This is a genomic window from Streptomyces sp. NBC_01481 (assembly GCF_026339995.1).
Lineage (GTDB): Bacteria > Actinomycetota > Actinomycetes > Streptomycetales > Streptomycetaceae > Streptomyces.
Genome location: NZ_JAPEPT010000004.1, coordinates 495,418 through 513,923 on the forward strand (window position 1 = coordinate 495,418; position 18,506 = coordinate 513,923).

Sequence of the window (18,506 nt, forward strand, 5' to 3'; positions counted from 1 at the left end):
GTCCCAATGGCTCCAAGGCGCCCCCCCGGGTCACATCCTGGACAAACAACCGTGTCACTTGCGGCGGCAGTGTATCGGGTATTCATGGACATCAGATGGCGAAGGCGATCATCTCAATAAGTAAGATGAGATGAAGGGATCTTGTGTTCAATCTGCCCGGTACGAGCAGGTGAACCCGGATGGCCATGCCCAGGCGTGCCTCCCCGGCCGTACCGGAGCACCATGAAGGTATGGTCCGAGCGAACGAGGACGTCGAATCACTCCTCCAGGAGTACGCCGACCTGATCGCGATCAGCGGCGGTGACGCCTTCAAGGCGCGTGCCTACGAAAAGGCCGCCCGCGCCGTCGGCGGCTACCACGCGGACGTCTCGAAGCTCGACGCCAAGGCCCTGCGGGAGATCCCCAACGTCGGCAAGTCGATCGCCGACAAGATCGCCGAGTATCTGCAGTCCGGCCACGTCGCCACCATCGAGGAGACCCGGGCCTCGATTCCCGCCGGGGTGCGCGAGCTGATCACCATCCCCATGCTCGGGCCCAAGAAGGCCATGGTCCTCTACGAGGAGCTGGGCATCTCCTCCGTGGACCAGCTGCTGGACGCCATCGATGCCGAGAAGCTGCGCGACCTGAAGGGCTTCGGCGAGAAGACCGAGGAGAACATCCTCCACGGGATCTCCCTGATGCAGAAGGCCGGTGGCGGCCGGATCCTCATCGGCGCGGCCATGGACATCGCCGAACAGATCGTCTCCGACCTGTCAGGCATCCCCGGATGCGAACGATGCACCTACGCGGGATCGCTGCGCCGCATGAGGGAGACGATCGGGGACATCGACATCCTGGTGGCGGCCGAGCAATCGGCGCCGTTCATGGAGGCCCTGAGCGGCCTTTCCCAAACGGCCGAGGTCATCGCGCACGGCGAGAAGAAGACCTCCATCCGCACCACCAAGGGCCTCCAGGTGGATCTGCGAGTCCTTCCGCCCCAATCCTGGGGAGCGGGACTGCAGTACTTCACCGGATCCAAGGCGCACAACATCCGCACCCGTGAGATCGCCGTACGCCACAAGCTCAAGCTCTCCGAGTACGGGCTCTTCCACGCCAAGACCGGCAAGCTGATCACCTCGGAGTCGGAGGAGGACATCTACGACAGGCTCGGCCTGCCCTGGATCCCGCCGCCCCTGCGTGAGGACCGGGGGGAGATCGCGGCAGGAATGCGCGGCGAACTCCCCGACCTGCTGGCCGAGAAGGACATCAGGGGCGACCTGCACACCCACACCGACCTCACCGACGGCCTCGCCCCGCTGGAGGACATGGTCGCCGCCGCTGCCGCCCGGGGCTACGCGTACTACGCGATCACCGACCACGCCCCGAACCTCTACATGCAGCGCATGACCGACGAGAAGATCCTGGCTCAGCGCGAGCGCGTACGCGAACTCGACCGGAAGCACCACGGGATGCGGCTACTGCACGGAACGGAGCTCAACATCGGCCCGGACGGCGAGGTCGACTGGCCCGACGACTTCCTGGAGGGCTTCGACCTGTGCGTGGCCTCCGTCCATTCACACTTCAACCAGAGCCGGCAGGCGCTCACCCGCCGGCTCGTCCGCGCCTGCGAGAACCCGCACGTGGCCGTCATCGGGCACCCCACCACCCGCAGGATCGGCAAGCGCCCCGGGATCGACGCCGACTTCGACGCCGTCTTCGAAGCCTGCGCGAGAACGGGCACCGCCCTGGAGATCAACGCGCATCCGGAGCGACTCGACCTCTGCGACGAGGACATCCTGCGCGCGAAGCGGTACGGCGTGAAGTTCGCGGTGAACTCGGACGCGCACTCCACCACGCATCTGCCCTACATGCGCTACGGGGTGGGCACGGCGCAACGCGGATGGCTGACGAAGGACGACGTCATCAACACCTGGCCGCTGACGAAGCTGCGCCGGTTCCTGCGCAAGGGTGGCGCGGGGGCGTAGTGGCGATGACGCCGGCGTCACGAAAGGGCGGTGCCCCGTGCCAGGAGCAGTGCCACATCGGCCGCCGCCACGGCGACCGTCCCGGCGAACGCCGCCTTGCGCCAGTACCGGCCAAGTGCGAGCCCCGCGACCGCTGTCGGCACTGCCGCGAACAGCGTGGCCGCTCCCCATGCGCCCGGCGGTCCCGCGGGGCCCAGCACCAGTACCGCCGTTGCCGCCACCAGGGGGACCGGCAGCAGCAGCCGGGTGCCGGTGACGCCCAGCCGGTGCGGCAGTCCGCGTACCCCGGTCCGCAGATCGTCGGGGATGTCGGGGAGTACGTCGCCCAGATGGGCCGCGATGCCAAGGAGTGCTCCGGCCGTCACGGCCCACCATGCCGGCCAGGGACGGCCGGGCATGCTCAGGGTGACGAACGCCGGAAGACTGCCGAATCCGACCGCGTACGGGAGCCAGGACAGCACCGTCGCCTTCAGCTTCACGTTGTACGCCCATGCCGCCGCGACCGCGGCGAGGTGCACCGTACCGGCGGCAAGGCCGCAGGCCAGCGACAGCGGCACACACAGCAGGAGGGCGGCGAACGCCGCGGCCCACACAGCGCCCGGGCCCACGGAACCGTCGGCCACCGGCTTCCCCCGGCGGCCGACCGCGGCGTCGCGCTGGGCATCGAAGGCGTCGTTGCACCAGCCCACCGAGAGCTGGCCGGCCAGGACGGCCGCGCCGATCAGCGCGCAACGGGCGCTGCTGAGGCGGGCACTGACGGCCAGTCCGGTGGCCAGGACCGCCACCGCGACCACCGGTCCCGGATGGCAGGACAGAACCAGCCCGGCCGCGCGGCGCAGGGGCCACGAAGCCGGGGCGTATACGGGTGACCGATCCGTGGTGCCCATCGTGTGATCGTAGGCACTCCGAGGCGCAAGGGTGTGACAGCCGCACGGGCTACTTGAGGTGTCCCGTGCCCGCGCGCGGGCTAGGAATGGGCCCATGATGCCTTCCAGGCGGGAAGCCGGATGACCCGGATCGCAGCCGTTCACGGCGCCCTGGCACCCCACCGCCACCCCCAGCGCGACATCACCGACATGGTGGCTCGCACCTGCCTGCCACCGGGCGCCGACCGCCGTGTCCTCGATCGCCTTCATGAGAACGCGCAGGTGCGCACGCGGCACACGGTGCTGCCCCTGGAACGTTACGGCGAGCTGGACGGCCTCGGCGCCGCCAACGACGTGTTCATCACGGCGGCCACGAGCATGGGTGCAGAGGTGGTTCGCGGTGCGCTGCGGACTGCGGGGCTGCGGCCCACCGATGTGGACCTGCTGATGTTCACCTCCGTCACCGGAGTGGCCGCGCCCTCCGTCGACGCCCGGCTCGTCGGACGTCTCGGCCTGCGGCCCGATGTGAAACGGCTGCCGGTCTTCGGCCTGGGCTGCGTCGCCGGAGCGGCCGGCGTGGCCCGGCTGCACGACTACCTGCTCGGCCGGCCCGACCACGTGGCCGTGCTCCTGTCCGTCGAACTCTGCTCGCTCACCTTCCAGCGCAACGACACGCGGCCCGCCAACCTGGTGGCGACCGCACTGTTCGGCGACGGGGCGGCGGCCGTCGTTGCCGTCGGCGACAAGGCGGCCCGGGCGGCGGGCCCCGAGGTGGTGGCCACTCGCAGCCGCATGTACCCCGACACCGAACACCTCATGGGCTGGGACATCCAGAGCTCCGGCTTCGGCGTGGTGCTCGACGCGGCCATCCCCGACGTCGTGCGCCGCCATCTCAAGGGCGACGTCGAGGGATTCCTGGAGGAGCACGGCCTCAAGCCGAAGGACGTGGCCCACTGGGTGTGCCATCCCGGTGGACCCAAGGTCCTGGAAGCCGTCTCCGACGTTCTCTCCCTGCCCGACGGTGCCCTCGACGTCACCTGGCGCTCGCTCGCCAATGTCGGCAACCTGTCCTCGTCCTCGGTCCTGCACGTCCTTCGGGACACGCTCCAGCAGAAGTGTCCCGAACCGGGAACGCCCGGTCTGCTGCTGGCCATGGGACCGGGATTCTGCTGCGAACTGGTGCTGCTGCGCTGGTAGTTCGGAGAAACCGATGATCTGGTACACCGCCGGGGTGCTGGCTGTCGCGGCCGAGCGACTCGCCGAACTCGCCGTGGCGCTGCGCAACGCCCGCTGGAGCCGGGCACGCGGCGGCATCGAAACCGGCAGAGGCCACTACCCCGCCATGGTCGCCCTGCACACCGCCCTGCTGGCGGGCTGTCTCGCCGAAGTCCGGCTGGCCGGCCGCCCGTTCCTGCCGCTGTTCAGCTGGACGATGGTGGTCGTGGTGGTGGCCGCCCAGGTCTTGCGCTGGTGGTGCATCCGTACGCTCGGACATCAGTGGAACACCCGCGTCATCGTCGTCCCGGGCCTGCCCCTGGTGACCGGCGGGCCCTACCGATGGCTGCGCCACCCCAACTACGTCGCGGTCGCCGCCGAGGGGCTTGCCCTGCCACTGGTCCACGGTGCGTGGGTGACCGCCCTTGCCTTCACGGCGCTCAACTCCCTGCTCATGGCGGTTCGCATCCGGTGCGAGGACGGGGCCCTGGCTCTCGCGACAGCCGGAGGAGTGCGGACGTGATCGACGTGCTGGTCGCGGGCGGAGGCCCGGCCGGCCTGGCGGCCGCGATCCATGCCGCCGGGGCGGGGATGGAAGCCGTGGTCGTCGAACCGCGCCCCGCTCCCGTCGACAAGGCGTGCGGCGAGGGAATCATGCCCAGCGGTGTGGCGGCGCTGCGTTCGCTGGGTGTCGACGTGTCGGGCCGTGATCTGCGCGGGATCCGCTACCTCGACGGTGCCCGTCGTGCGGAGGCAACGTTCCGGGACCGCCCGGGGCTCGGCGTACGGCGGACGGAGCTGCACGACGCCCTGTATCAACGGGCCCTGGACATCGGGGTGAAGATCGTGCCGGGCAAGGTGGGGGAGGTCCGCCAGAGCCACGACCGGGTCAGGGCGGCGGGGCTGACGGCGCGTTGGCTGATCGCCGCCGACGGCCTGCACTCACCGCTGCGCCGCGCGCTCGGCCTGGACAGTCCCGGGGGAGCAGTACACCGTCGCTACGGCCTGCGGCGCCACTACCGCATCGCACCGTGGGCCGACTTCGTGGAAGTCCACTGGTCCCGCCACGGTGAGGCGTACGTGACGCCGGTCGGTGACGACCTGGTGGGGGTCGCCGTGCTCAGCCGCCACCGTCGCTCCTACGAAGAGCACATGGCGGGATTTCCCGTACTCGCCGAGTTGCTCCGGGACCGGGAGGCGAATTCCGTACGCGGCGCCGGACCGTTGCGGCAGCGGGCGCGGACCCAGTGGTCCGGGCGGGCCCTGCTCGTCGGCGACGCGGCCGGCTATGTCGATGCCCTGACGGGTGAGGGTGTCGCCTTGGCGCTGGCGACGGCCGCGGCCGCCGTTCGGACTCTGGCCGCCGCCCGTCCTCAGGACTACCCCGCGCAGTGGGCGCGGCTGACCAGGCGCCACCGTCTGCTCACCGAGGGTCTACTGCGAGCCGCCCGGTACCCCGGCACAGCACGCCTGATCGTTCCCGCGGCCCACCGCCTGCCGGCCGTCTTCAGAGCGGCGGTGCACGCACTGCAGTAGGCGCAGGCCAGGAGCCCGGCCGCGCCCCCGTCCCGGCTGCCGATGGGGACTCTGAGATCCTGACAGGGTGCTGCACACACCACGTCCTCCCCAGTCCATAACGGCGGACTCACCCCACCCCGAGGTGAGCCCCCTGCTCACCCAGTCCTGGCTGGACCTGGCATTCGTGCACTGGGCCGCCGACCCGGCGGACGTGGCACCGCTCCTGCCGCCCGGCACGACTCCCGACACCCTCCACGGGGTCACCTACATCGGACTTGTCGCCTTCCGGATGCACCGCGTCGGCTGGTTCCGCCTGCCCGGCGTCCCCTACCTGGGCACTTTTCCCGAGACCAACGTCCGTCTCTACTCGCGCGATTCCCATGGGCGGCGCGGGGTGGTCTTCCGGTCGCTCGACGCCTCCCGGCTGATCCCGGTGGCCGTCGCACGAGCGGCTTTCCGGCTGCCGTACCTGTGGTCTCGCATGTCGATCCGGCGGGACGGCGACGTGCTCACCTACACGAGCACGCGGCGCTGGCCCGGACCGCGAGGCGCGCACAGCCGGATTGCCCTGCGGATCGGTGAGAGGGTCGAGGACCCCAGCGAGCTGGAGCACTTCCTGACCGCCCGCTGGGGCATGCACAACACGTTCTTCGGCCGGTCGGTATACCTGCCCAACACGCATCCGCGCTGGCCCCTGCACCGCGGCGAGCTCATCGAGTGCGACGAGGACCTGGTGAGGGCGGCGGGACTGCCCGAACCGGAGGGCGAGCCGGTGAGCGTGCTGTACTCGCCGGGGGTCCCGGTACGCTTCGGCCGCCCGGCCCGCCCCGGCGGTATCCCGACCCCTTAGGTCCTGTAGGCGCGCCCCAACGCCCGGCTCAGGCCGTCGGGATCCTCGTGAAGCGCCCCGCGATGTGCAGATCGGCCTCGATCGCGGCGGCGGTCGCCCGCAACTCGGGAAGGACCTCGGCCAGGCACTGCTGAACCGTGCGGCGGCTGCTGTGCATGGCGACGTTCACGGCCGCGACCGACTTTCCGTCGAGATCGCGCACCGGTACGGCGATTGAGCGCAGGCCCTCCTCGAGCTCCTCGTCGACCAGCGCGTACCCCTCTTGTGCCACGCTCTGCAGGACCGCTTCGAGTTCCGGCAGGCCGGTGACGGTCCGGGGCGTCAGCGCCCGCCGTTCGGTGCGCTCCAGCCGGGCGGCGCGTTCATGCGGTGGCAGGCCGGCCAGCAGGACGCGGCCCATGGACGCCGCGTACGCCGGAAATCTCGTACCGATCTGGATGTTGACGCTCATGATCCGGCCGGTGGCGACGCGGGCCGTGTACTGGATGGCGTCGCCGTCGAGCACGGCCAGGGATGCCGAGTCGTGCACCTGCTGGACGAGGGTGACCAGATGGGGCGAGGCGATCTCGGAGAGTGTGGTGCGCGACAGCGGCGGACAGCCGAGTGCGAGCACGCTCGGGGTGAGCCGGAAGGCCCGCTCCCGTGCCTCCACGTACCCCAGGTGCTTCAGCGTGATGAGGGCGCGGCGGGCAGTGGCCCGGGCGAGACCGGTGGCCTCCGCGACGGCGGCGAGAGTGAGTTCCGCCCTGCCGTGCCCGAAGGCGGTGATCACCGTGAGGCCGCGCGCTAGCGACTCCACGAACTCCGCGCCGAGCTCCTGCTTGGAGGCGTTGGTCCAGTCGGCGAGTCCACCGGCGGGCGGCTCGTCGGCCCGCTCTTCATCTGCCGGGTGACTCAGGCGATGTTCCATTGCGGCAACGGCATCGCGCGCCCGTGGCAGCAGTGACTCCCGCAGCGACTCGGCGCTGTGGCGGCTGGTGTGGCTCACCAGGCTCACGGCGCAGACCACTTCGCCGTCGGGAGCCCGGACCGGCAGTGCGAGGGCGATCAGTCCCGGCTCGATCAGCTGGTCGTCCACGGCCCAGCCCTGCGCGCGTGCCTCGGCCGCGCGCTCTTCGAAGGCGTGGCCGTGCGGGTCGGCGGTCCGTCGCGCATGCCAGTGCGCCCACTCCTCCTCGCTCCAGTACGCGGCGAACACCGTTCCCTGCGCGGTGCGTTCGGCGGGCAGCAGATCCCCGATGCGGAAGGTGAGGGACATGGCCCGGCGCCGGGTGGTCTGATGCACGAAGCGGATGCCGTCGCGGTCCGGTACGGCCAGGGACACGGACTCGTCGAGTTCGGCGGCAAGCTTCTCGGCGAGCGGGCCGAGCAGTCCCGGCAGCCGGATGGCGGCCAGATAGGCGTTGCCGAGTTCCATGAGGCGCGGCGCCAGGACGGCGCGGTGGCCGTCGAGCCTGAGGTAGCCCATGCGTGCCAGGGTGGCGGCGATCCGGTCGATGGTGGAGCGGGCGAGGCCGGTGGAGCGTACGAGCTCGCTCACGGTCATCGCGCCGCCGGCCTCGCTGATGATGCGCAGCACGGAGATGCCGCGCATCAGCGGCCCTACGGCTTCGGCGGGTGCCGTGTCGTGGGTCGGCGTTGTGACGGCCATCGGCCCTCCGTGCGGTTGTGGAGCGGGGTCCTTCTGGGTCCCTCGGCGTTCCGTGCAGCCGTTGACATTGCGTGGCCGGTGAACGCACACTCTCGAAGTAGAAGTGAACTGTAGTTCATCTGGCGAACAACAGCATCCCTGCAGGTTCTGTCGGCTGGTGACAAGGAACCCCTCCATGGACAAGGCCAAGCAGAGCGCCGCCGAGGCGATCGCCGACATCGGCGACGGCGCCTCGCTGGCCGTCGGCGGCTTCGGGCTGAGCGGTGTGCCCAACACGCTGATCGCGGCGCTCCTGGCTCGTGGTGTCCGCGGGCTGCAGGTGGTTTCCAACAACTGCGGGGTGGACGGCGCCGGGCTCGGCACCCTGCTCGCCGCGGGCCGTATCGCCCGCGTCACCGGCTCGTACATCGGTGAGAACAAGGAATTCGCCCGCCAGTACCTCGGCGGCGAGCTGGAGGTCGAGCTCGTCCCCCAGGGCACTCTCGCCGAGCGTCTGCGGGCCGGTGGCTGCGGCATCCCCGCCTTCTTCACCCCCGCCGGAGTCGGCACCCAGGTCGCCGACGGCGGCCTGCCCCGCCGGTATGCAGCGGACGGCCGGGTGGCCGTGCCGAGCCCCGCCAAGGAAATCCGCACCTTCGACGGACTCGAGCACGTCCTCGAGTACGGCATCACCACCGACTTCGCGCTCGTACGGGCCGCAAAGGGCGACCGCAACGGCAATCTCGTCTTCAGCAAGACATCCCGCAACTTCAACCCCCTCGCCGCGATGGCGGGCCGCGTGACCGTCGCCGAGGTCGAGGAACTGGTCGAACCCGGCGAGATCGACCCCGATGCCGTCCATCTGCCCGGGGTGTTCGTCCAGCGCGTGGTGGTGCTCACCCCCGGGCAGGCCGCCGACAAGCAGATCGAGAAGAGGACGGTACGAGGCTGATGGCCTGGACACGAGACGAGATGGCTGCCCGCGCGGCCGCCGAGCTGACCGACGGCTCGTACGTCAACCTCGGCATCGGGCTGCCCACTCTCGTCCCCAACTTCCTTCCCGAGGGCGTGGATGTGGTGCTCCACTCGGAGAACGGGATCCTCGGCGTCGGGCCCTACCCGACTCACGACGAGATCGACCCCGACCTCATCAACGCGGGCAAGGAGACCGTCACCGTCCTGCCCGGAGCCGCGTTCTTCGACTCCGCACTCTCCTTCGGCATGATCCGCGGCGGCCACATCGACGCCGCCATCCTCGGCGCCATGCAGGTCTCCGCCACCGGCGACCTCGCCAATTGGTCGATCCCCGGCAAGATGATCAAGGGTATGGGAGGCGCCATGGACCTGGTCCACGGAGCCCGCCGCGTCATCGTCCTGACCGACCACACGGCCAAGGACGGCTCACCGAAGATCGTCCAGGAGTGCACCCTGCCGCTCACCGGCAAGGCCTGTGTGCACCGCATCATCACCGACCTCGCCGTCCTCGACGTCACCGAGGACGGGCTGCACCTCGTCGAGACCGCTCCCGGGGTCACTCCGGACGAGGTGCGGGACAAGACCGCCGCGCCCGTCCGTATTCCCCTCCCCACCAGCTGATTCCCCCTGACCACCATCTCCCTCCGCCCGCACCAGGAGCTGACATGACCGACCGCCTTCGTGATGTCTATGTCGTCGACGCCGTCCGCACGCCGATCGGCAAGTACGGCGGCGCCCTGTCCGGCGTACGCCCCGACGACCTCGCAGCCCATGTGCTCGGCGCGCTCGTCTCCCGTACGCCCGACCTCGACCCGGCGCGTATCGACGACGTCTTCTTCGGCAACGCCAACGGCGCGGGGGAGGAGAACCGCGACGTGGCCCGTATGGCAGTGCTGCTGGCCGGGCTCCCCGTCACCGTGCCCGGCGCCACGGTCAACCGGCTCTGCGGCTCGGGCATGGAAGCGGTCATCCAGGCGGCCCGGGCCATCGCCGTCGGGGACGCGTCCATCGCCGTCGCGGGCGGCGTCGAGTCGATGAGCCGCGCGCCCTGGGTGGTACCCAAGCCCGAACGCGCCTTCCCCGCGGGCCACCAGGAGATGTTCTCGACCACGCTCGGCTGGCGCATGGTCAACCCGCGCATGCCCAAGGAGTGGACGGTAGCCCTCGGCGCAGGCGCCGAACTGGTCGCCGACCGCTACGGCATCGACCGCGAGGCACAGGACGCCTTTGCCCTCGAAAGCCACCGGAAGGCCGCGCGTGCCTGGGACGCGGGACTGTACGACGCGGAGATCGCCCTGGTCGACGGCGTCGATCTGGCCCGCGACGAATGCATCCGCGACACCACGTCGACCGAGGCCCTCGCCAAGCTCAAGCCCGTCTTCCGCCAGGGCGGCACCGTCACGGCGGGCAACTCCTCACCGCTCAACGACGGCGCCGCGGCCCTGCTGCTCACCGACGAGGACGGCCTGCGCGCCACCGGGCGCGAGCCGCTGGCCAGGATCGGCGCCACGGCCGTGACCGGCATCGAGCCGCAGTACTTCGGAGCCGGGCCCGTCGAAGCGGTCCACCGTGCACTCAAGAAGGCGGGCCGCGGCCTCGGGGACCTGCACACCCTCGAACTCAACGAGGCGTTCGCGGCCCAGGCGCTCGCCTGCATCGGACAGTGGCCAGGACTTGACCCAGCCGTGGTCAACCCGCGCGGCGGTGCCATCTCCATCGGCCATCCGCTCGGCGCGTCGGGCGCCCGCATCACCGGAGCCGTCGCCCACCAGCTTGCCGCAGCAGGCTCCGGCACCGGAATCGCCGCCCTGTGCATCGGCGTCGGCCAGGGCCTGGCACTGGTACTGGAGAAGTGACTGGATGACCCGGTCGGCTGACCCAGCAGCAGGTCAGCGTCAGTTCCGGGAGATGGGGGCACAATGTGAACCACCCCCGGAAAGAAGGCTGCTGATGCACACCACCGTCGGCATCATCGGCGCAGGCCCCGGCGGACTGCTGCTCGCCCGGCTGCTGCGCAACGCCGGCATCGACAGCGTGACCCTCGAATCACGCGACCGCGCCCACGTCGAGAACCGCCAGCGGGCAGGCATCCTCGAACAGGGCACCGTGGACGCCCTGCGTTCCGCCGGAGTCGCCGAGCGCATGGACCGCGAGGGGATGGTCCACGACGGCGTCGAGCTGCGCTTCGACCGCGGCGCCCACCGGCTCGACTTCCTCGCCCTCACGGGCGGCAGGAGTGTAACGGTGTACGCCCAGACCGAGGTGGTCAAGGACCTGATAGCCCGCCAGCTCACGGACGGCGGACCGCTGTTGTTCGACGCCCAGGTGCGCTCGGTGGAGGACGCCGACAGCGAGCGGCCGCTCATCCGATACCTCCACGAGGGGCGGGAGCAGACACTCACCTGCGACTACGTCGTCGGCTGCGACGGCTTCCACGGGGTGACGCGCAATGCCGTCCCCGAGTCGGTCCGCACCACGTACGAGCGGATCCATCCCTACTCCTGGCTCGGGATTCTCGCCCAAGCACCCCCGGTCTACGACGAGTTGATCTACGCCCATTCCGAGCGGGGCTTCGCCCTGGCCAGCATGAGGTCGCCCGCCGTCAGCCGCCTCTACCTCCAGGTGCCGAACGACACCGATCCCGCCGACTGGCCGGACGAGCGCGTCTGGGACGAGCTGGACGCCCGCTTCGCCATCGACACCGACCCGGGCTGGAAGCTGGAGAGGGGCCCGGTCTCTTCCAAGTCCGTTCTCCCGATGCGCAGTTCGGTGACCGAGCCGATGCGTTTCGGCAGCGTCTTCCTGGCCGGGGACGCGGCCCACATCGTCCCGCCGACGGGCGCGAAGGGCCTCAACCTGGCGGCATCCGACGTCATCGTCCTGGCCCGCGCACTGATCCACGAGCAGAACACGGGCTCGACGGAACTGCTCGACGCCTACTCCGACACGTGCCTGCGACGGGTCTGGCGAGCGGAACACTTCTCGTACTCGATGACGACGATGCTCCACACGGATCCGGCGCAGTCCGCGTTCGACACCCGGCTGCAACTGTCCCAGCTGCGCCGCCTGGCGAGCTCGCGGCACGCGGCGGCGGAACTGGCGGAGAACTACACGGGGTTGCCGACCGTGTAGAGGCAGGCAAGCCGGCCTCAGCCCCGGTCGTAGGTGTGGAATCCCCGGCCGGTCTTGCGGCCCAGGAGTCCTGCCTCGACCATCCGCTGGAGCAGCGGCGGCGGTGCGTAGAGAGGTTCTTTGAACTCCTCGTACAACGACTCCGCGATGGAGGCGACGGTGTCGAGGCCGATCAGGTCTGCGAGCTTGAGCGGGCCCATCGGGTGGGCGCAGCCGAGTTCCATGCCCGAGTCCACGTCGGTGGCGGTGGCGAAGCCCGATTCGGCCATGCGGATCGCCGAGAGGAGGTACGGAATCAGCAGGGCGTTGACGACGAAGCCGGCCCGGTCCTGGGAGTGGATCGCGGTCTTGCCGAGGGTGTCGCGGGCGAACGCCTCGATGGCGGTGACGGTCTCCGGCGCGGTGTGGAGGGACGCCACCAACTCCACAAGGGGCAGGACGGGTACCGGATTGAAGAAGTGCAGTCCGAGGACCCGGTCGGCGCGGTGGGTGGCCATGCCCAGGCGCATGACCGGGATGGAGGAGGTGTTCGTGGCGAGGATCGCCTCCGGATCCTCGACGATCTTGTCGAGGGCGGCGAAGATCTCAGTCTTCGCATCGGTGTTCTCGATGACGGCCTCGACGACGAGCTGACGGTCGGCCAGGTCGTCGAGGCTGCCGGTGAAGACGAGCCGGCCAAGGGCGTCTTCGGCGGCGATACGGTCGAGCTTGCCGCGCTGGACGGCGCGTTCGAGGGAATCCGCCGCACGCCGCCGCGCTCCACGGGCCGCGGTGGCATCCGCCTCGCACACGACCGTGTCGAGACCGGCTCGGGCGCAGACCTCGGCGATCCCGGCCCCCATCTGGCCGCCACCGACCACGCCTACTCGTGTGATGGACCCGTTCATGACTGCACTTCCGATCGGCGGACGAGGTGGCGGGCGTAGGCATCGGGGGTGAAGAACGCAGGCAAGTCCCGGGCCAGGGCGGTGCGTTCGAAGATGGCCCGGACTTGGTCCACCTGGGCCCAGGGGTACTCCGCCCCGAGGGCGGCGATCTCGTCGTCCAGCAGTTCGACCACGGTGTCGCGTTCGACGAGGCCGTGGCGTATCCACTGCCAGACCTGCACGCGGGCGATCTCCGCGGTCGCGGCGTCCTCCATCAGTCCGTACAGGGCGACGGCGCCGCTGCCGCGCAGCCAGGCGTCGAAGTAGCGCAGGGCGACGGCGACATTGGCGCGGACACCCTCCGGCGTGGGCGGGCCGGCGGTACGGCGGACTGCGAGCAGGTCGGCAGCGTTCACCTCGACGTCGTCGCGGGTGCGATCGATCTGGTGCGGCCGGTCGCCCAGGACGCTGTCGAAGACGTCACGGCAGAGGGGCACGAGGCCGGGGTGGGCGACCCAGGACCCGTCGAAGCCGTCCTCGGCTTCCCGTTCCTTGTCGAGCCTCACCTTGGCGAAGGCCGCCTCGTTCGCCTGCGCGTCGCGACTGGGGACGTGTGCGGCCATGCCTCCGACGGCGTGCGCGCCCCGCTTGTGGCAGGTGCGCACGAGCAGTTCGGTGTAGGCGCGCAGGAACGGCGCCGTCATGGTGACCTTCGCCCGGTCCGGGAGGACGAAGTCGGGGCGGTGCGCGAAGTTCTTGATCAGGCTGAAGAGGTAGTCCCAACGGCCCGCGTTGAGCCCGGCGCTGTGTTCGCGGAGCTCGTAGAGGATTTCCTCCATCTCGAACGCGGCGGTGATCGTCTCGATGAGGACGGTGGCGCGGATGGTCCCGCGGGGGATGCCGAGCAGGTCCTGGGCGAGCACGAAGACGTCGTTCCACAGGCGGGCTTCGTAGTGGTTCTCCAGCTTGGGGAGGTAGAAGTACGGTCCGCGGCCGGCGTCGACCTGCCGCCTGGCGCAATGGAAGAAGTACAGGCCGAAGTCGACGAGCGAGGCGGGCACGGGGCGATCGTCGATGACGAGGTGCTTCTCCGTGAGGTGCCAGCCCCGGGGGCGGACCATGATGGTCGCCGGACCGTCGCCGAGCCGGTACTCCTTGCCTTCGGGCGTGGTGAAGTCGATACGCCGGTCGATGGCGTCGCGCAGGTTCAGCTGGCCGCCGACGATGTTGCCCCAGGTCGGCGAAGTGGCGTCCTCGAAGTCCGCCATCCATACCTGCGCGCCGGAGTTGAGAGCGTGGACGGTCATGCGCCGCTCGGGCGGGCCGGTGATCTCCACCCGGCGGTCGGTCAGGCCCGGCGCGGGCGGAGCGACCCGCCAGTCTGGGTCGGTACGGACGGCCGGGGTGGCGCGCGAGAAGTCGAGCGGGCTGCCGCAGGCGAGCCGCTCGGCACGGCGGCGGCGCTCGGCGAGAAGTTCGAAGCGACGTCCGGCGAAGGCCGCGTCGAGGCGGCCGATGAACTCCAGAGCGGCGGGGGTGAGGATCTCGTCGTGACGGTCACCCGGAGCGCCGAGGATCTGGACTGTGCTGGTCAGAACGGTTGTTGACATGCAGGTCTCCTCAGCTGGAGTGGTGCGGACCGGACGCGGACACTCGTGCGGTCCGCACCTGGACACGGGCTGACTGGACACCCCCTAGTGGAACTGCTCTTCCTCGGTGGAGCCGGTCAGCGCCGTGGTCGAGGAGGCGGGGTTGACGGCGGTCGAGACCAGGTCGAAGTAGCCGGTGCCTACCTCGCGCTGGTGCTTGACGGCGGTGAAGCCCTGCTCCTGCGCGGCGAACTCCCGCTCCTGCAAGTCGACATAGGCGGTCATGCCGTGCTCCGCGTAGCCGCGCGCCAGGTCGAACATGCCGTGGTTCAGCGAGTGGAAACCGGCCAGGGTGATGAACTGGAAGCGGTAGCCCATCGCGCCCAGCTCCCGCTGGAACTTGGCGATCTGGTCGTCGTCGAGCGACGCCTTCCAGTTGAACGACGGCGAGCAGTTGTACGCCAGCATCTGGTCCGGGTGCTCGGCGTGGATGGCCTCGGCGAACTCGCGGGCCTGCGCCAGGTCCGGGGTGCCGGTCTCGACCCAGATCAGGTCGGCGTACGGGGCGTAGGCCAGACCGCGTGCGATGACCGGGGCCATGCCGCTGCGCACCCGGTAGAAGCCCTCGGCGGTGCGCTCACCCGTGACGAACCGGGCGTCGCGCTCATCCACATCGCTCGTCAGCAGGTTCGCGGCCAGGGCGTCCGTGCGGGCGACGATCAGGGTCGGTACATCGGCGATGTCGGCGGCCAGGCGGGCCGCATTGAGGGTGCGGATGTGCTGGGCCGTGGGCACCAGGACCTTGCCGCCCAGGTGACCGCACTTCTTCTCGGAGGCGAGCTGGTCCTCGTAGTGGATACCTGCCGCACCTGCCGCGATCATCGCCTTGGTCAGCTCGAAGGCGTTGAGCGGGCCGCCGAAGCCCGCCTCGGCGTCGGCGACGATCGGCGCGAGCCAGTCGGTGCCCTCCTGTGGCGTACCGGCCGTGCCGCCCTCGGCGGTGGCGATCTGATCGGCGCGCAGCAGCGCGTTGTTGATCCGGCGCACCACCTGCGGAACGGAGTTGACCGGGTAGAGGCTCTGGTCGGGGTAGGTGTGACCGGCCTGGTTGGCGTCGGCGGCAACCTGCCAGCCCGACAGGTAGATGGCCTGCAGACCGGCCTTCACCTGCTGTACGGCCTGACCGCCCGTCAGGGCGCCCAGCGCGTGGATGTAGTCCTGTTCGTGCAGCTGGCGCCACAGTCGCTCGGCGCCTCGCCGGGCGAGCGTGTGCTCCTCGCGGACGCTCCCCGACAGCCGCACGACGTCCTCCGCGCTGTAGGTGCGCTCGATGCCGTTCCAGCGGGGGTCCGTGGCCCACCGCCGGGCCAGCTCCTGTGCCGCCGTCTGTGTCCCTGCCTGCGCCATGACCGTCTCCTGAGGGGATCGAAAGCAAAAGATCATCTGTGAAGTTTGCGAAGGTCCATCGTCTTCGCTCGGTGTGCGGCCCGCCGTGCCCTCACTCGTGAGCGAAGGTGAGCAATGTTGACGAGCCGCCGGGAGGGAATTGCCGGGATCACCGACGTCAGGGCATGAGTCGTGCCCGGATTTCCGTTCCGGTCGCCGGGTCCGGCGGGCCGCACTACGACTCTGGCAGTGGCACTGAGTGCCAACAAGCTTGGCAGTCTGCCAACTTCTGCGAATCTTCAGCGCCTTCCTTGCCAAGATTGCGAAGACCTTTATGGCACTCCTTCACATAGGCTGTGCGCCGGTGAAAGGGGCCGGGATGAGCAAGAGCTATGCGGGGGCGCGGCTGAGGCGGCTGCGCGAGGAACGGCGCATGAGCCAGGCCGAGCTGGCCCGGGTCCTCGCGATCTCGCCCAGTTATCTGAACCAGATGGAGCACGACTCCCGGCCGCTGACCGTGCCTGTACTGCTCCGGCTGACCGAGGCGTTCGGCGTGGATGCCGGATTCTTCTCCGAACGCGATACCAGCCGCCTGATGGCTGACCTGCGCGAAGCGATGGCCGACGAGGTGGCCGCCGCTCGGGTGTCGGCCTCCGACCTGTCGGAACTCGCCTCCCGACTGCCCGGTGTCGCGGAGGCGTTGCTGCGTCTGAGCCGCCGCAATCAGGAGCTGGGTGAGCGGCTCGCCGAGGCGGCCGACGGCCGTGCCGTCTCCGCCGAATCGTCCACGCCGCGCACTCCGCACGAGGAGATCCGCGAGTTCTTCTATCGGCGCCAGAACTACCTCCACGACGCCGACACCGCCGCCGAGGAGCTGGCCGCCACCGTCGGCATCAGGCCCGGCGAGGTCCGTCAGGCACTGGCCGCCCGTCTCGCCCATCAGCACCGCGTGCGCGTCACCTCCGACGGCGACAGGCCGCACCAGTTCAATCCGCGGGACCGCACGCTGCACCTCTCGCCCCGACTGAGCCCGGGCCAGCAGGCGTTCCGTATGGCCACACAGCTGGCGCTGCTGGAGTACGGCGACGAAATCTCCGGACATGCGTCCGAGGATTTCGACGAGGGCACCTCAACCTGGAAGCTGGCGCGGATCGGCGTCGCCAACTACTTCGCCGCTGCGCTGATCCTGCCGTACCGCGGCTTCCACGCCGCCGCCGAGGAATTGCGCTACGACATCGAGCGCCTCACCGACCGCTTCGGCCTCGGCTACGAGACGGTCTGCCACCGCCTGAGTACACTCCAGCGACCGCGGCTGCGCGGGGTGCCCTTCTCCTTCGTACGCGTGGACCGCGCGGGCAACATGTCCAAGCGGCAGTCCGCGACCGGTTTCCACTTCTCCCGGGCGGGCGGCACCTGCCCCCTCTGGAACGTGTACGAGGCGTTCGCCGCCCCCGGCCGTATCCATGTCCAGATCGCCGCGATGCCCGACGGCCAGCGGTATCTGTGGACAGCCCGCGCGGTCACGCGCAACCGTGGCGGCTGGGGCGAGCCCGGCAAGACCTTCGCGATCGGCCTGGGCTGCGAGATCCGGCACGCCTCGCGGCTCGTCTACTCCGACGGCCTCGACCTCGACAACGCCTCGGCTGCCACACCGATCGGTATGGGCTGCCGCGTCTGCGAACGTCTCGACTGCCCACAGCGCGCCGTGCCCCCGCTGGGGCAGCGGCTCGCCATAGACGAGAACAGCACGACCTTCGTTCCCTACCCGATCGCGCCCTCACGCTGAACCGATCAGGGCAGGCCGGAAGGGCGATGGCCAACGGCTGGGGCGAGGGTTCGAGCTCGCTGGGCCGGGACCGCCTGGTGGACCAGCCCGCGGCGGAAGGGGAGTAATCGGCAATCGGGCATCACGACGGCCGACCCGCCCCCGGTCCGTGCCGCACAACGACCGCCGTGGGCCGGTGAGTTCTCGTTTCCGGCCCGGTCATATCCGGTGACACAAGCGGTACGAACAGAGCGCACCATCATTCGTGAGACCTGCGAAGCCGGAATCCAGCAGCAAGGATCAGCGAGTACCGGACGATCAAGAATCGGAGACGTGAGATGTGTTCACATCGGCCCGCGTGCCCCACCGCCGACCACCCCGACCGTGACGCCGCCCGCGTCGTCGCCGCGCATCCCGAGCAGGGCTGGAGCCTTCTCTGTAACGGCACGGTCGTCTTCGACGACACCGGCGAGCTGTTGCCGGGCGGTGAGATCATTCCGCCGCATCGGCCTGTCATTACGACAATGCCCTCCCGCGGGGGGCTGGCCGTCGCGGCCTGAGGCCCCTGCGAGTCGGCGGCGGGGTCCGTGGTCAGGTGCTCAGGTCCTGGCAGAAGGGGCAGAGCTGGTAGCGGCCGTCGTTCACCACGCTTCCCCAGCCGCGGCACTCGTCGCAGTCGCGGGCCAGGGCGATGTTCGCGCGGGGGGCAGGAGCATTGGGGTGGGCTCCGGTGTTCATCAAGTCATGTTC

At 70.0% G+C, this 18,506-nt stretch carries 17 protein-coding genes; 11 read left to right on the top strand and 6 right to left on the bottom strand.

Annotation, left to right across the window (positions count from 1 at the left end; genetic code table 11):
• Window positions 1–230: 230 nt before the first annotated feature.
• Window positions 231–1,964, top strand: a complete 1,734-nt coding sequence (polX, locus tag OOK40_RS23965) for a DNA polymerase/3'-5' exonuclease PolX (RefSeq protein ID WP_266485553.1) — start codon at window positions 231–233, stop codon at window positions 1,962–1,964.
• Between the two features lie 17 nt (window positions 1,965–1,981).
• Here the strand turns inward: polX and OOK40_RS23970 are convergent, their stop codons facing one another.
• Entirely contained in the window at window positions 1,982–2,851 is an 870-nt protein-coding gene (locus tag OOK40_RS23970; protein WP_266485555.1) for a UbiA family prenyltransferase, read from the bottom strand.
• 120 nt (window positions 2,852–2,971) lie between these two features.
• Here OOK40_RS23970 and OOK40_RS23975 point away from each other — a divergent pair, with 120 nt between their 5' ends.
• The 4 genes from OOK40_RS23975 to OOK40_RS23990 all read left to right on the top strand — a co-directional run bounded on the left by OOK40_RS23975 (window position 2,972) and on the right by OOK40_RS23990 (window position 6,413).
• Window positions 2,972–4,027: a type III polyketide synthase gene (locus tag OOK40_RS23975; RefSeq protein ID WP_266485559.1), complete on the top strand. Its 1,056-nt coding sequence runs from the start codon at window positions 2,972–2,974 to the stop codon at window positions 4,025–4,027.
• Window positions 4,028–4,040: 13 nt separating this feature from the next.
• Window positions 4,041–4,568, top strand: a complete 528-nt coding sequence (locus OOK40_RS23980) for an isoprenylcysteine carboxyl methyltransferase family protein (RefSeq protein WP_266485562.1) — start codon at window positions 4,041–4,043, stop codon at window positions 4,566–4,568.
• Window positions 4,565–5,581 (top strand): NAD(P)/FAD-dependent oxidoreductase, encoded by a 1,017-nt coding sequence (locus tag OOK40_RS23985; protein WP_266485566.1) that lies wholly within the window; start codon window positions 4,565–4,567, stop codon window positions 5,579–5,581. The genes OOK40_RS23980 and OOK40_RS23985 overlap by 4 nt, the downstream gene beginning before the upstream one ends.
• A 67-nt stretch (window positions 5,582–5,648) precedes the next feature.
• Window positions 5,649–6,413, top strand: coding sequence for a YqjF family protein (locus OOK40_RS23990; protein ID WP_266485570.1), 765 nt, complete (start codon window positions 5,649–5,651; stop codon window positions 6,411–6,413).
• A gap of 28 nt (window positions 6,414–6,441) precedes the next feature.
• Here OOK40_RS23990 and OOK40_RS23995 read toward each other — a convergent pair whose 3' ends face one another.
• Window positions 6,442–8,064 (bottom strand): IclR family transcriptional regulator C-terminal domain-containing protein, encoded by a 1,623-nt coding sequence (locus OOK40_RS23995; RefSeq protein WP_266485573.1) that lies wholly within the window; start codon window positions 8,062–8,064, stop codon window positions 6,442–6,444.
• Between the two features lie 175 nt (window positions 8,065–8,239).
• Between OOK40_RS23995 and OOK40_RS24000 the strand changes: the two genes are divergently transcribed.
• The 4 genes from OOK40_RS24000 to OOK40_RS24015 all read left to right on the top strand — a co-directional run bounded on the left by OOK40_RS24000 (window position 8,240) and on the right by OOK40_RS24015 (window position 12,150).
• The gene (locus OOK40_RS24000; RefSeq protein WP_266485576.1) at window positions 8,240–8,995 is read left to right on the top strand and encodes a CoA transferase subunit A; all 756 of its coding nucleotides are present in this window, start codon (window positions 8,240–8,242) and stop codon (window positions 8,993–8,995) included.
• Window positions 8,995–9,639 carry a CoA transferase subunit B gene (locus OOK40_RS24005; protein WP_266485579.1) on the top strand — a complete coding sequence of 215 codons (645 nt, stop codon included), beginning with the start codon at window positions 8,995–8,997 and terminating at the stop codon, window positions 9,637–9,639. The genes OOK40_RS24000 and OOK40_RS24005 overlap by 1 nt, the downstream gene beginning before the upstream one ends.
• A gap of 44 nt (window positions 9,640–9,683) precedes the next feature.
• The gene (locus tag OOK40_RS24010) at window positions 9,684–10,874 is read left to right on the top strand and encodes a thiolase family protein (protein WP_266485582.1); all 1,191 of its coding nucleotides are present in this window, start codon (window positions 9,684–9,686) and stop codon (window positions 10,872–10,874) included.
• Between the two features lie 94 nt (window positions 10,875–10,968).
• Window positions 10,969–12,150, top strand: coding sequence for a 4-hydroxybenzoate 3-monooxygenase (locus OOK40_RS24015; RefSeq protein ID WP_266485585.1), 1,182 nt, complete (start codon window positions 10,969–10,971; stop codon window positions 12,148–12,150).
• Window positions 12,151–12,167: 17 nt separating this feature from the next.
• Here OOK40_RS24015 and OOK40_RS24020 read toward each other — a convergent pair whose 3' ends face one another.
• The 3 genes from OOK40_RS24020 to aceA form a co-directional block, all read right to left on the bottom strand.
• Complete coding sequence (locus OOK40_RS24020) at window positions 12,168–13,037, bottom strand: 3-hydroxybutyryl-CoA dehydrogenase (protein WP_266485588.1); 870 nt, start codon at window positions 13,035–13,037, stop codon at window positions 12,168–12,170.
• Window positions 13,034–14,626, bottom strand: coding sequence for a malate synthase A (aceB, locus tag OOK40_RS24025; RefSeq protein WP_266485590.1), 1,593 nt, complete (start codon window positions 14,624–14,626; stop codon window positions 13,034–13,036). Before aceB ends, OOK40_RS24020 begins: the two co-directional genes overlap by 4 nt.
• Before the next feature lie 84 nt (window positions 14,627–14,710).
• The gene (gene aceA / locus OOK40_RS24030; RefSeq protein WP_266485592.1) at window positions 14,711–16,012 is read right to left on the bottom strand and encodes an isocitrate lyase; all 1,302 of its coding nucleotides are present in this window, start codon (window positions 16,010–16,012) and stop codon (window positions 14,711–14,713) included.
• A gap of 358 nt (window positions 16,013–16,370) precedes the next feature.
• Between aceA and OOK40_RS24035 the strand changes: the two genes are divergently transcribed.
• Together OOK40_RS24035 and OOK40_RS24040 are read left to right on the top strand one after the other, a co-directional pair.
• Window positions 16,371–17,777, top strand: a complete 1,407-nt coding sequence (locus OOK40_RS24035; RefSeq protein ID WP_266485594.1) for a short-chain fatty acyl-CoA regulator family protein — start codon at window positions 16,371–16,373, stop codon at window positions 17,775–17,777.
• Window positions 17,778–18,094: 317 nt separating this feature from the next.
• A complete protein-coding gene (locus tag OOK40_RS24040; protein WP_266485597.1) occupies window positions 18,095–18,316 on the top strand; it encodes a DUF5999 family protein in 222 nt (73 codons plus the stop codon).
• A gap of 31 nt (window positions 18,317–18,347) precedes the next feature.
• On the opposite strand, the gene OOK40_RS24045 is transcribed toward OOK40_RS24040, so the two are convergent.
• A complete protein-coding gene (locus tag OOK40_RS24045; RefSeq protein WP_266485600.1) occupies window positions 18,348–18,494 on the bottom strand; it encodes a hypothetical protein in 147 nt (48 codons plus the stop codon).
• Between the last annotated feature and the right edge of the window lie 12 nt (window positions 18,495–18,506).